Source organism: Chryseobacterium sp. WG14 (genome assembly GCF_024586945.1).
Classification (GTDB): Bacteria; Bacteroidota; Bacteroidia; order Flavobacteriales; family Weeksellaceae; genus Chryseobacterium.
In genome coordinates this window covers 394,783-407,269 of sequence record NZ_JALCZD010000003.1, presented here as the reverse complement: position 1 = coordinate 407,269, position 12,487 = coordinate 394,783, and the positions used below count along the sequence as shown (strand labels likewise).

At 37.7% G+C, this 12,487-nt stretch carries 12 protein-coding genes; 9 read left to right on the top strand and 3 right to left on the bottom strand.

Annotated elements, in window-relative coordinates; translation table 11 throughout:
• From MP478_RS07900 to MP478_RS07890, 3 genes are all read left to right on the top strand, one after another.
• The gene (locus MP478_RS07900; protein ID WP_230039058.1) at positions 1-339 is read left to right on the top strand and encodes a MerC domain-containing protein; all 339 of its coding nucleotides are present in this window, start codon (positions 1-3) and stop codon (positions 337-339) included.
• A gap of 3 nt (positions 340-342) precedes the next feature.
• A complete protein-coding gene (locus MP478_RS07895) occupies positions 343-1,539 on the top strand; it encodes a GTP-binding protein (protein ID WP_257200114.1) in 1,197 nt (398 codons plus the stop codon).
• Positions 1,540-1,616: 77 nt separating this feature from the next.
• Positions 1,617-3,011, top strand: coding sequence for an alkaline phosphatase (locus tag MP478_RS07890; protein ID WP_257200113.1), 1,395 nt, complete (start codon positions 1,617-1,619; stop codon positions 3,009-3,011).
• A 291-nt stretch (positions 3,012-3,302) separates the two neighbouring features.
• Here the strand turns inward: MP478_RS07890 and MP478_RS07885 are convergent, their stop codons facing one another.
• On the bottom strand, positions 3,303-4,127 hold the full coding sequence (locus MP478_RS07885) for an anti-sigma factor (protein WP_257200112.1): 825 nt from the start codon (positions 4,125-4,127) through the stop codon (positions 3,303-3,305).
• A gap of 1 nt (position 4,128) precedes the next feature.
• Positions 4,129-4,698: an RNA polymerase sigma factor gene (locus MP478_RS07880; protein ID WP_230039050.1), complete on the bottom strand. Its 570-nt coding sequence runs from the start codon at positions 4,696-4,698 to the stop codon at positions 4,129-4,131.
• Between the two features lie 310 nt (positions 4,699-5,008).
• Between MP478_RS07880 and MP478_RS07875 the strand changes: the two genes are divergently transcribed.
• The 4 genes from MP478_RS07875 (at position 5,009) to xth (ending at position 8,256) form a co-directional block, all read left to right on the top strand.
• Positions 5,009-5,578, top strand: coding sequence for a fasciclin domain-containing protein (locus MP478_RS07875; protein WP_230039048.1), 570 nt, complete (start codon positions 5,009-5,011; stop codon positions 5,576-5,578).
• An 80-nt stretch (positions 5,579-5,658) separates the two neighbouring features.
• Complete coding sequence (locus tag MP478_RS07870; protein ID WP_230039046.1) at positions 5,659-6,372, top strand: ferritin-like domain-containing protein; 714 nt, start codon at positions 5,659-5,661, stop codon at positions 6,370-6,372.
• Between the two features lie 24 nt (positions 6,373-6,396).
• Positions 6,397-7,212: a ferritin-like domain-containing protein gene (locus MP478_RS07865; protein WP_257200111.1), complete on the top strand. Its 816-nt coding sequence runs from the start codon at positions 6,397-6,399 to the stop codon at positions 7,210-7,212.
• 267 nt (positions 7,213-7,479) lie between these two features.
• A complete protein-coding gene (xth, locus tag MP478_RS07860) occupies positions 7,480-8,256 on the top strand; it encodes an exodeoxyribonuclease III (RefSeq protein ID WP_257188803.1) in 777 nt (258 codons plus the stop codon).
• 112 nt (positions 8,257-8,368) lie between these two features.
• Here xth and MP478_RS07855 read toward each other — a convergent pair whose 3' ends face one another.
• Complete coding sequence (locus MP478_RS07855; RefSeq protein ID WP_230039040.1) at positions 8,369-9,160, bottom strand: LexA family transcriptional regulator; 792 nt, start codon at positions 9,158-9,160, stop codon at positions 8,369-8,371.
• A gap of 442 nt (positions 9,161-9,602) precedes the next feature.
• On the opposite strand from MP478_RS07855, the gene MP478_RS07850 reads away from it, so the two are divergent.
• Both MP478_RS07850 and MP478_RS07845 read left to right on the top strand, forming a co-directional pair.
• Positions 9,603-9,887, top strand: a complete 285-nt coding sequence (locus tag MP478_RS07850) for a hypothetical protein (RefSeq protein ID WP_179140018.1) — start codon at positions 9,603-9,605, stop codon at positions 9,885-9,887.
• A 205-nt stretch (positions 9,888-10,092) separates the two neighbouring features.
• Positions 10,093-12,477: a TonB-dependent receptor gene (locus MP478_RS07845; RefSeq protein ID WP_257200110.1), complete on the top strand. Its 2,385-nt coding sequence runs from the start codon at positions 10,093-10,095 to the stop codon at positions 12,475-12,477.
• Positions 12,478-12,487 lie beyond the last annotated feature (10 nt).

The following is a 12,487-nucleotide window of genomic DNA, read 5'->3' as shown; positions in this document are numbered from 1 at the left end:
ATGAAGTCAAAAATTCTTGATGCAGTAGGAATCTCCGCCGCCGTTTTATGTTTGATTCATTGCATAGTTTTCCCTTTACTGATGATCATCCCTTTGGGAATATCCCATAATCCTTATATTGATCTGGCTTTTCTTATCATTGGAACCCTCGTAGTTTTCAGAATAACGGCAAAAATAGCCAACCGCCGGCTCAAGTTTCTGTTCTGGATCTCTATTATTCTGATCGCCATTTCTGTACTGGCTGATTTTATATTTGAAGTTCATATTCCTCTTATTTATGTGGGAGCAGCAGGCTTAATTACAGGACATATTATCAATTTTAAAAATCATAAACATTAATACATGACAAAGAAACTTCCTGTAACTGTACTGAGTGGCTTTCTGGGAGCCGGGAAAACAACTTTACTGAATCATATTCTGCACAATAAACAGGGTTTAAAAGTAGCCGTTATTGTGAACGATATGAGTGAAGTGAATATTGATGCGCATTTTATCGGGAATCAGAATACACTTTCGAGAACGGAAGAAAAGCTTGTAGAAATGAGTAACGGATGCATTTGCTGTACACTCCGCGAAGATCTGATGATTGAAGTGGAGCGTTTAGCGCATGAAAAACGTTTTGATTACCTGCTGATCGAAAGTACAGGAATTAGTGAGCCTATCCCCGTTGCCCAAACATTTACCTATATGGATGAAGAAAGTGGCATAGACCTTTCCAGATTCAGCTATGTAGACACTATGGTGACCGTAGTGGACAGCTTCAATTTTATGAAAGACTTTTCAACGAATGAATTACTGATGGACAGAGACCTTACAGATATGGAAGGGGATCACAGAACCATCGTTAACCTTCTTACGGACCAGATTGAATTTGCCAATGTCATTGTCTTAAATAAAACAGATCTTATCGATTCCGAAACTCTTGGATTTTTAAAAGCAGCTATAACAAAACTGAATCCTGAAGCCCGCATCATTTATTCAGAATTTGGAGTGGTTAATCCTCAGCATATTTTAAATACCCATCTCTTTGATTTTGATACCGCACAGTCTTCAGCCGGCTGGCAAAAAGAACTTCAGTCTGATCATCATAATCCGGAAACAGAGGAATACGGTATAGGCTCGTTGGTTTTCAGGAATCAGAGGCCATTTCATCCTGAAAGGTTATGGAACTACCTTAATGAGAGGTATCCTGAAGGTATTTTAAGGGCTAAAGGGCTTTTCTGGCTGGCTTCAAGACCGGATGATGCGTTAAACTTCTCCCAGGCAGGAGGTTCATTCCGTTTGGAAAAAGCCGGAGTCTGGTGGTCCAGTATGCCCATGAATCAAAGACTACACTATAATTCATTTACAGAAAATCAGGAATTTATTGAAAGCAGGTGGGATAAAAACTGGGGCGACAGAATCAATGAGCTTGTTTTTATAGGTCAGGATATAAACAAAGACCAAATGATACAGGATCTCCAAGACTGTCTTATTAATGATAAAGAATTATTAAGCCAACAACAGGACTTTCAGGATCCGTTTCCTGAACATATTTAAAATTAACTTTTAATTAATGCAACAAAGTATCAATAATATCATAAATAGAATACCTTTCAGCATTATTTTTACAGCATATGGACAGACGTAAATTTCTAAAAGGATCAGCATTACTATCAGGTCTCTTTACAATATCTCCGCTTGAACTTTGGAGTTCCAAAAGAAGTACTGAGCAACTCCATTCCGGAAGTGCAAAGAACATCATATTTATGGTAAGTGATGGGATGAGCCTGGGAACACTTTCAATGGCCGACCTGTATTCCAGGAATATTTTAGGAAAAGGAAGTAACTGGCTTAGTCTGTATCATGATCAAAAAGTTTCACGGGCATTGATGGATACGGCTTCAGCCAGTTCTATTGTCACAGATTCAGCTGCTGCAAGTTCAGCTTTCGGGGGGGGAATCCGAGTAAAAAACGGGGTTTTGAACATAGGACCTAATGGTGAAAAGCATCTTCCTATATGGCAAAAATTTAAAAAAGCAGGAAAAAAAGCAGGCTGTGTCACCACGGTAACGATTACCCATGCTACACCTGCAGGATTCTGTGTGAATTCTGCCCAACGAAATGCAGAACCTCAAATCGCTGAAATGTATGCCGAGCTGGAGTTAGATGTCCTGATGGGCGGCGGCGATGAGTTTTTTAATCCGGAAAAACGGGAAGATAAAAAAGACCTCTATGCTGTTTATCGGAAAAAGGGATATCAGGTGCTTAAGGAGCGTAATCATCTGAAAAACATTAAAAAAGGAGAAAAGATAATAGGAATATTCAGTACAGGAGCATTACCTTACAGTATTGACAAAGCCAGTCTTCCTGATTTCAAAAATACACCTACACTGGCTGATATGGCAAAGACCGCTATTGATCAGATGAAAGATCATCCGGGAGGTTTCGTACTTCAGGTGGAAGGAGGAAAAGTAGACTGGTCTGCTCATGCCAATGATGTAGCCGCATTAATTCATGATCAGCTTGCATTTGATGAAGCCGTAAAAACGGTGATGGACTTTGCAGAAAAAGACGGAAATACGCTGGTCATCATTACTACAGATCATGGAAATGCCAATCCCGGAACGATTTACGGAACTGATGCAACTAAAAATTTCAACAGTATTTCAGATTACAAATACACTAATGAATATATTCTGAATAAGATCCATAAAGATTTTTCTGTAAAAGATATTAAAGACTGGATTTACGAAGGAAACAAACTGATTCTGAATGATGATGAAGCCAAACATCTATTAAGTTTCTATAATGGCCTTGAAAAAGAAGAGGGGCTTTACAATTATAAGAAACTCCCCTTTAAGCTCTATTCTGATATCCAGAAAAACCGTAATTCTGTGGGGTGGATCAGTATGGATCACTCCGGAGATTATGTAGAAGTGGCGGCTTATGGTCCGGGAAGTCAGCTTTTGCAGCCTTTCATTAAAAATACAGATCTGCATGATCTCATGCTCAAAGCTTCACCTCTATAAACTCATTCATATTTTCATATCATATTAATTTTTGGTGGTAACAGGGCGAATTGTATTCGCCTTGTTTTTATTTTATATACTATATCCATCTTCATCATTTTGAGTGAAAATACTCTTGTTCTGTTTTATATTTTTTGATCAAAACAACAAATAGCCTAAAATATTGATATAAAAATGTTTCGGTTCCTATTATGCAGAAGCCCTATAGAATGCTATCACAGTAATGGTAAGTGTGTTAAACAAAAAATGAGGAATTTTATAACTTCATTTTTTGTTTTATTATTGGAAAGTTTATATTCCACCCATTACATACATGTTTTCCATAGTAGGAACCGGACTTCCGCCTTGTTTTTCAAGGGTGATGGCAAAGGCCTGTGCTTTTGAAATAGTCGCCAGTGGAACCTGACTGTCTTTATCTTCAGTATACATTCCAGCGCTTACCGGTTTTCCATCTTCAAGAGCCCAAAGCTGATACTGCATTCCTTCCGGAGTTTTTGGAAGATTTTCAGCATTCAGGTATACTTTTTTTGTTTTTTTGTCCCAGAAAACCATGGCCTTGGCGTCCTGATGTCTTTCAACCCCTTTCAACATCACCATTTGCATGTCCGGATTGGAAAACATATCCAGTTTCCGGTCCATTTTTTTCATAGCTTCGTCCTGAGATTGTTTTTCCGCTGCCAGTTTTGTCATTTCCTGTTTTGTTTCAGACTGGCTGTTCATCCAAAACAGATTTCCGGCCACACTTAACAGGAATAAAACAGACGCAGCAACAGCGTAAGCTTTCCAGTTTGTTTTTCTCTGGATCTGTTCCTGAGTTTTAATTTTTCTGCTATCTTCTGCTTCCGGAGTATCTATAGAAAAGGAAGAAGCTGTTTCTTCAACAGAAGACTGTTCCTGTTGAATTTTATTCCAGATTTTAGATTTCAGATCACTTGGAGGTGTTACAGCCTGGGCCGTAGCAAGATGTTCCAAAGTTTTTTGTGCTTCTTCAAAAGCTGCTTTTACTTCAGCATTATTCTTCATCACACACTCCAAAATCCCAGCTTCCTCAGGAGAAGCATGGCCTAGAATATAAGATTCTATAATTCCGGATGATATGTATTCTTTTGTGTTCAATTTATTGATAATCTTTTAGCAAATCTTTTAATTTCATCAATGCATTCCGCATTTTCGTTTTTACCGTTCCCAGGGGTATCTTCAGCTTTTCGGATATTTCATGTTGGGTATATCCCTGATAATAAGCCAGATTAATAAGTTCCTGCTTGTCTGCGTCCAGTCCTTCCAGTACATTGCTAAATCCGATATAATCGGATGAATTGTTGGTCGTTGAAAGTTCTGTAGTATTATATACGAAATCCGGAAGTGGTTGGTTTTTAAGCTCATTCTGAAACCCTTTAGATTTTAAATAATCTATAGCTGTATTTCTGGCAATATTGATCATCCAGGTATAAAACCTTCCTTTGGATTCATCATATTGATGGATAGAATTCCATATTTTGACAAAAACATCCTGAATCACTTCTTCGGTATATTCTTTAGACTGAACAATACGAAGAATAATTCCGTACAGCGCACCGGAATAGTGGTCATACAGATAATGAAAACCATTTTCGTTTTTTTCTTTTAATAAAACGATAAGTTCCTCTTCAGAATAGGCTGTCTTAATAATTATTATTTTTCTTTCCAAATGTAGCAAAATAAAATACATTCCAAATAAAATCATTAAATCTTTTACTTCATATATGATTTTAAAGGTTTTATTTAAGATATATCAGGAAAGCTTAATTCAAGAGCAATACTACCTGTGTATTCCATGATCAACCCTGTTCTTACTTGAAACCTACATAAAATTTGCTTTGATTTCATTCTTTATAAAAAATAAATAACTGATTATCAAGTATTTGTTGATTATTTCATTTTTTATCAATCTAAAACAAAACCAACCTCGTAAATGACACTAAGAACACAATCAACCTTAACAATAAAAAATCAGCACAATGAACACACAATCAAAAACCGCAGTTTTAGCAATGGTCGCTTTATCATTCGCTTTTAGTGGGAAGGTAACTGCACAAATGATGAAAGAAAAAACAGTAATGGTAGGAGGTGCTGCCATGTATCCGGCAAAGAATATTATTGAAAACGCCGTCAATTCTAAAGACCATAAAACACTGGTAGCGGCAGTAAAAGCTGCAGGTCTGGTAGAAACATTACAGGGAGCAGGTCCCTTTACCGTATTAGCACCTACAGATGCTGCTTTTGCAAAACTTCCGAAAGGAACCGTAGAAAGCCTTGTAAAACCTGAAAATAAGGCTATGCTTACCAGCATATTGACGTATCATGTGCTATCCGGGAAATATAATGCTAAAGAAATATGGGCTGCAGTAAAAGCCGGAAACGGAAAAAGTATGATGAAAACTGTACAGGGTGAAGAGCTTACATTCTGGACGAAAGGTAAAGATCTTTATGTAAAAGATGCGAAAGGAAACAGTGCAAAAGTGACCATCGCGGATGTAAACCAGTCTAATGGTGTCATTCATGTAATAGATACAGTTCTGATGCCATAAGAATTAATAAAGCTTTAAACAGCATATGCAGGTATGCTGTTTTCTTCAATTATCTAAACAAACACTTAAAAATTAATATTATGAAAAAAACGATTCATGTTTCTAATCAGGGAGCAACCCTTGATACCAGCAGAAGAAACTTTTTGAAACTGGGAGGTATAGGGTTAGCCATAGCTGGCCTCACACTGGTAGGTTGTGATGATAATGATGACTTTCAAATGATAGATGGTGGTAAAATATTTGATCTGGGAACAGGAGATGTGGGTATATTAAACTACGCTTATGCCCTCGAACAGCTTGAAGCAGACTTTTATACTAAAGTAGTTAATAACTTTTACAGCGGAATCTCAAGTATTGAAAAAGAAGTTTTCACAGATCTTTATCACCATGAAGTCATTCACAGGGATTTTTTTAAAGCAGCCATTAGCGGAGCCACTGAGAATGTCCTTCCAAAACTTGAATTTCAGTATCCCAATGTGAACTTTAACAACCGAAGCTCTGTGCTTGCCACTGCCAAAGCATTAGAAGATACCGGAGTAGCAGCCTATAACGGAGCCGGAAAATACATTACCAATGCGGCTTATCTTGTTATTGCCGGGAAAATAGTTTCTGTAGAAGCAAGACATGCCTCTGCTATCAGAAACCTGATCAATCCGGGATCTGCAGATTTCTCAGGAGATGATGTAGTAGATGCTAACGGCCTGGACCTTGCCAAAGAGCCTAAGGATATTGTAATGGCTGCAGGTGGGTTTATAAAAACTCCTTTCTCCTGGAAAGAAAGAGGTATTAATTAATCATTCATCTTCAAATCTTGTATTATGAACATTCTTAAATTATTAGATAAGCTTTCTCATGATAATTTTTTTACTGCAGAAGCTTCAAGACTGGAAACAATTACGAATATGTCATTATTCGGAAAAAAAGCAGCAACAGCAGCCGTTCCTTTTGGATTAGGTGCCCTGGTGGTTAGTCCGGCAAAAGCGGAAACCCCAACAAAAGAATTTACAGGTACTGCATTAAAGAGTACATTAACCGATGCTTTACAATTGGCATTGGTATTAGAATATCTTGAAAATGAATATTATGCCTTAGGGCTGTCTACAGCAGGCCTGATTCCCAATTCTGACAGGCCGGTTTTTATGCAGATCTCAAAACACGAATCAGCCCACGTTAGTTTTCTGAAAAGTACTCTTACTTCTCTGGGAACAACACCGGGAGCGAAACCAACCTTTGATTTTACGGCTAATGGAAGTTTCTCTCCTTTTACAGATTACAATCAGTTTCTGGTCCTGGCGCAGGCTTTTGAAGATACAGGAGTAAGAGCTTATAAAGGACAGGCCGGAAATGTCATGTCCAATAAAGTTGTCCTTCAAGCTGCTTTACAGATTCATTCTGTGGAAGCAAGACATGCATCACAGGTAAGAAGAATGAGAGCCAATAAAGGCTGGATTGAACTTGCCAACGGCGGAAATATGCCTTCAGCAACAGATCCTGTATATGCAGGAGAGGACAATGTGAACCAGTCCGGATACAATACAGGATCCTTATTTGGGACAGCAGCAGGTTCAGCAGCTTATGACGAAGTGATGAGTGGCAGTGATGCCCAAACTATTGCCTCTTTATTTATAGTGTAATTGTGATTGGATGGCAGTGGAGTGATACGCTTTTTCCAGCATATCCGGAAAAGGGCCTCTATCCTCAAAAAATACGTATCGTTAGGCCTTAAAAAAACATATCATCAACAATTAGTTTTAACCATTCCTTTACTAAAGTACCATATATTATATAATGTATGGTACTTTTGTATGGTACATTAAAGGCTGTCTTAATACAGAATTCTTCTCATATGATGGAATAATTATTGCCTTATTCAATATGGTTCATTCTAATATTTTTCTATTATGAAAATAGCAACCTATAATGTCAACGGAATAAATGGCCGGCTACCTGTACTCTTGCAGTGGCTGAAAGAATCATCACCCGATATTGTATGCCTTCAGGAGCTCAAAGCTCCACAGGAACGGTTTCCTTTAAAAGAAATAAATGCAGCAGGCTATGAGGCTATATGGAAAGGGCAGAAAAGCTGGAATGGAGTAGCCATACTGGCAAAAAATATGGAGATCACCGAAGTACAGCGTTCTCTGCCTGGTGATCCTGAAGATCTTCAGAGCAGATATTTAGAAGCCATTATTGATCAAATGGTTATATGCTGCTTATACCTTCCCAATGGCAATCCATATCCGGGATCAAAATTTGAGTATAAACTTTCATGGATCAAACGCTTAAAAAGGAGAATGAACCAACTTATCAAAATGGAGCTTCCCGCAATCCTTATCGGGGATTTCAATATTATTCCCGAACCTATCGATGTTTATAAACCTGAGCGCTGGGAAAATGACGCATTATACAGAACTGAAGTAAGAAAAGCCTATAAAGAGCTGCAAAAGAAAGGCTGGCTGGATTCTATCCGTACTCTTTACCCTGAAGAAAAGATCTATACATTCTGGGATTATTTGTACAAAGCTTATGACCGCAATGCCGGAATACGGCTTGATCATATTTTATTAAGTCCTTATCTGAGTTCTCAGCTAGAATCGGGTGGAGTAGACCGTCATGTCCGGGGCTGGGAAAAGAGCAGTGACCATGCACCGGTATGGATTATATTAGACCGACACTGAAAGCCATGATGGCTGGTAACAAAGGCTTTAAGAAATAACAGACAGCCGGCTTCACAAAGAAAACCGGCTGTCTGTTATCTGTATTCTATAGAATCAAAGATCTATAGCAAATTTATGATGACAATTTACGCCGGCGGCCGGAAACCTTTCGGTCAAGATCTTTGATATCCTGTCTCAGCTCACGGAACATTTCTTTAAAGTTATAGCTTTCATAATCACCGGGTTCAAAGTCTTCCGGAAAAATTCCTGAAGCATATTGCCATATTTCCACCACTTCATCAAAAGGGATTTCGTAAGGCTCATAGAACGAATTATCTGCACTTACGCTGATGGAGCTTTCATTCTTTTCTTTAAAACGTTTGTAGGTAATTCCGTCATTTAAAGTAACAAAAACATAGGTTTTACCCGGTTTCAGGTCATTTATTCCTTCTACATATTTCCCTACAATATAGGACCCGTCTCTAAACGGAGGCATAGAGTCTCCATCTGCAGGGAAGGCCCTGTATTTTCCATTGGTAAGAAAGGGGAGTGCAATCCTTTGAAGGCTTTCAATATATTCTACATCACTATACCCCTCCAGATATCCCATTGATGCTTTCTGGGGAATAATTTCAATAGTATCATTCCCATGATGGTCTACAGCTACCGGAAGCACAATCCTGTTATCCGGAAGTTTCAGCATTTCATCCATAGGATATTTTTGGATATCTACAGATACCAGCAGATCAATACTCACATGGAAGTATTTTGAAATTTTTACCAGAAGCTCAATTGGCGGTTCAGATATTCCATTCTCATATTTAGAATATCTTACTCTGGAAATCGTTAATTCGTCAGCTACATTTTGTTGGGAAAGTTTTCTCTTAGCTCTTAAGAAGCGTATATTATTTGAAAAAATTGACATTGATAAAATAAAAGTATATCAGCAAAAATACAAAATTGATTTCGTTATCAGTGACCCGGAAGGTTGGTTTTACTGTACAAAGTAGAAAAATTCAGTTTTTCACAGCTATTTTTATGGAATAGTTAGAAAAAACTGAGCTCCTGAACTTCAGTTTTAATTTTCCTGTCCTCTATAGAAGCTTCTTATTTGCTTTGAAGAATATTCATTAAAAGACAATATTTACTTATAAATTAATAACTCTAAATTTTTGAATTTGAAATATGCTTTTTAACATTTAGTAAATCAACCAGATACCACATTAAACGATATTCTCATTATTTTGCTTTTATATTAATGAAATATTAAATTATAAAAACATATTATTAATTTTTTCAGAAAAACTTATCGACTTATTATTATTATTCTTATATTCGTAATGTAATAATCATATAAAATTATAGTTATGAAAAACTTAAAAAAATTAGACAGAAACGAGTTAAAAACAATTTCTGGTAACGGATTACTTGATCCAATCGGTGGATTACTAGGAGGATTAGGTGGTGTAGTTGGAGGTGTTGTAGGAGGTGTAGGCACTATCGTTGGTGGTGTTGTTACAGGTGTAGGTTCTACAGTTGGTGGTGTATTAGGCGGTGTGGGTACCCTTGTAGGTAACACATTATGCCAAACACAATGTGTAATCAATGGTGTAATTCACATCAGATTACTTGAGTGTGGATCTACTTGCTAAGAAAAAACAAGTAATAAAAACTATACCGCTCTTTTCAGAGCGGTTTTTTTGTGGGTATATTTATCATATATATTTTATTATAACACAATTTGTTATGTGTAAATAAACATTATATTCAGAAACGCAGTGTACCTCCTTTAATGCAACAAAGTTGCTTTAATAAAATTAATTATCTAGCTTTGCCGGATTATTAAAGCATACGCATATGAAAAAAGCCGTTATTTTTTTGATGGGAGGGTCTGTCATTTCTTACCATTCTGTGATGAAAGCTCAGGATCTGAGTACTGAAAAGACAGTCCAGGATATAGAATCAATACGGATACAGGGAAAAATGAACAGGGATGTGGTAAATATTCCAAAGAAGACACTGGATTTTATACAGTCCAAAACCTTAGGAGAAACGCTGAGTAAAATTCCGGGTATCCAAAATTCAGGATATGGGCCCAATTCCGGGGCTCCTGTTATCCGAAGCCTGAGTGGAAATAGGGTAAAAGTTCTGGAAAACGGAACTTCAGTGAATGATCTTTCAGGAATAAGCCCTGATTTTAATCTGGATATTCAAATGGATAATGCTCTGAGCATTAATATTTATAAGAATTCAGCAGCAGTACTGTATGGTGGAAAAGCTATTGGAGGAGCCGTTGATATTGAAACGAACTATATCGTCCGTCAGCTTCCATCAAAAAAAATTAACCTTCAGGCACTTCTGGAAGGAGGAAGCAACAGTGGACAGAAACAGGCCTTTTCAGCAAAAGGTACCATCACCAAAAACTGGGTATGGACAATAGGAGGTTCCAACCAAAAACAGGAAATCGTCCGTATACCGGGGAAATCTAAAGACAACAGATGTTATGATCCAAACCTGGTAGGATTTAATAGTATTTTGCAATCCCTCTGCCAGTTGGATGTAAATTCAAGAAATGTTCTTAACATTAGTCTGTTCCCTTATATCAGCCAGTTTGCCAAGGATCATATGGTAGAATATGAACTTTCACAGGATGATCTTTATACATTCAGCCCCACTTATTACAATCCGTCGGATGGCCAATATCACCCCAATCCCAAAAACGATCAATACGTTCCGGGGCAGGATCCCACGAAAGACCGCTACAGAAGCGAAGTAAACAGTATTAAGGACTATGTGCCAACAAAAGACGGTGTCATTCCAAACAGTCATTCAGAAAGCAATTCATTCTATTTGGGGACCAGCTATATTGGTAAATCCTTTTATATAGGAGGAGCCTATCAAAATTCCTATTCCTATTTTGGTGTTCCCGGCTATGCCTTATCCAAAATCCCAAAACACTCCCATGGGAAACCCCAGCAGCCCCTAGAGTATTTACCTATTAATATAAGAAGCCTATCCCATAAGGCTATGCTGGAAACGGCCTATCAATTCAGCCATTCTCCAATTGCCAGTATAAAGCTTAATTATATGGGAGTACTTTCCACAAATTCAGAACTTCTGGAACGCTATAAAGCCAATCAATTTCAAGTACAACAACATAATGGCCGCTTGGAAATAGCGCAACAGAAACTGAAATTTCTAACAGGAACTACAGGACTTGAAGTACAATACAGAGAAATGGAGGGTAGCGGAAGTCAAAGATATCTACCTAACAACATAAGCCGTGAAATTGGCATATTCACGATGCAGCACCTCAATTTTGATTTTCTTGAATTTGATTTGGGATACCGGAATGACCACGTCCAACGCAGGGCTGATGCTGATAAAAAATACATCAGAAGCCGCGGGCTTTCAGGAGGAAATCTCACAGGAAGGAATTTTACTCTTAATCAGTTTCATACAGCAGCCCAATGGAATATTTTAAAAAAAGCTTATCTGAAAATACAGTACAATCACTCTGAAAGAGCACCCGAAGTCAATGAGCTTTATGCTGGCAACAATCATTTTGCCATTCTCACAGAAGAAAACGGAGATGACAAGCTGGATAAAGAAACTGCAAAAACCTGGGAAATTGGTGGTGGACTTAATTTGAAAAATATACGCTTATCCGCCAATTGGTACCATACTTTCTATAAAAATTACATCTACCTTGCTCATACAGGGATTTCACGGGAAGTTTTCCTGGTAAAGGAATGGCGTTCTGATGATACCGAGATCAATGGAATAGAAGCGGAGGCTGCTTACAAAATGGACCTTCACAGATTGGGAAAATGGGAGTTAGGCTCTTATTATGACCTGGTAAGAAACATCAGTACGGCAGACAGTTCCATAAGAAAATGGAGTGATGGAGATTATATGCCTAATATGCCCACAAGCCGTTTTGGATTCAGCCTTACAGGAACGGTCCAAAAGCTGAATTTCAATATAGCATTAGACCATTATATGAAGCAAAAATATCTTGGTAAAAATATAAACCCGGAGCTTCCTATGCCTGCATTTTCACTTCTTAATGCCCGTATTTCTTATGAAGACACCCATTTAAAAACAGGAAGTATAGAATATTATATACTGGGAAACAACCTGTTAAATACAGAAGCAAGACTTCAAAATTCTCAACTGAAATTCCTTAGCCCTCTCGCCGGAATTAATATTTCAGTAGGGGTAAAAATCAAAATATCATAATATCTATAAC

Bases quoted from the DNA above. Each gene is read 5' to 3' on its own strand.
- MP478_RS07900 (WP_230039058.1), top strand. From the start codon at position 1: ATGAAGTCAAAAATTCTTGATGCAGTAGGAATCTCCGCCGCCGTTTTA.
- MP478_RS07895 (WP_257200114.1), top strand. From the start codon at position 343: ATGACAAAGAAACTTCCTGTAACTGTACTGAGTGGCTTTCTGGGAGCC.
- MP478_RS07890 (WP_257200113.1), top strand. From the start codon at position 1,617: ATGGACAGACGTAAATTTCTAAAAGGATCAGCATTACTATCAGGTCTC.
- MP478_RS07875 (WP_230039048.1), top strand. From the start codon at position 5,009: ATGAACACACAATCAAAAACCGCAGTTTTAGCAATGGTCGCTTTATCA.
- MP478_RS07870 (WP_230039046.1), top strand. From the start codon at position 5,659: ATGAAAAAAACGATTCATGTTTCTAATCAGGGAGCAACCCTTGATACC.
- MP478_RS07865 (WP_257200111.1), top strand. From the start codon at position 6,397: ATGAACATTCTTAAATTATTAGATAAGCTTTCTCATGATAATTTTTTT.
- xth (WP_257188803.1), top strand. From the start codon at position 7,480: ATGAAAATAGCAACCTATAATGTCAACGGAATAAATGGCCGGCTACCT.
- MP478_RS07855 (WP_230039040.1), bottom strand. From the start codon at position 9,160: ATGTCAATTTTTTCAAATAATATACGCTTCTTAAGAGCTAAGAGAAAA.
- MP478_RS07850 (WP_179140018.1), top strand. From the start codon at position 9,603: ATGAAAAACTTAAAAAAATTAGACAGAAACGAGTTAAAAACAATTTCT.
- MP478_RS07845 (WP_257200110.1), top strand. From the start codon at position 10,093: ATGAAAAAAGCCGTTATTTTTTTGATGGGAGGGTCTGTCATTTCTTAC.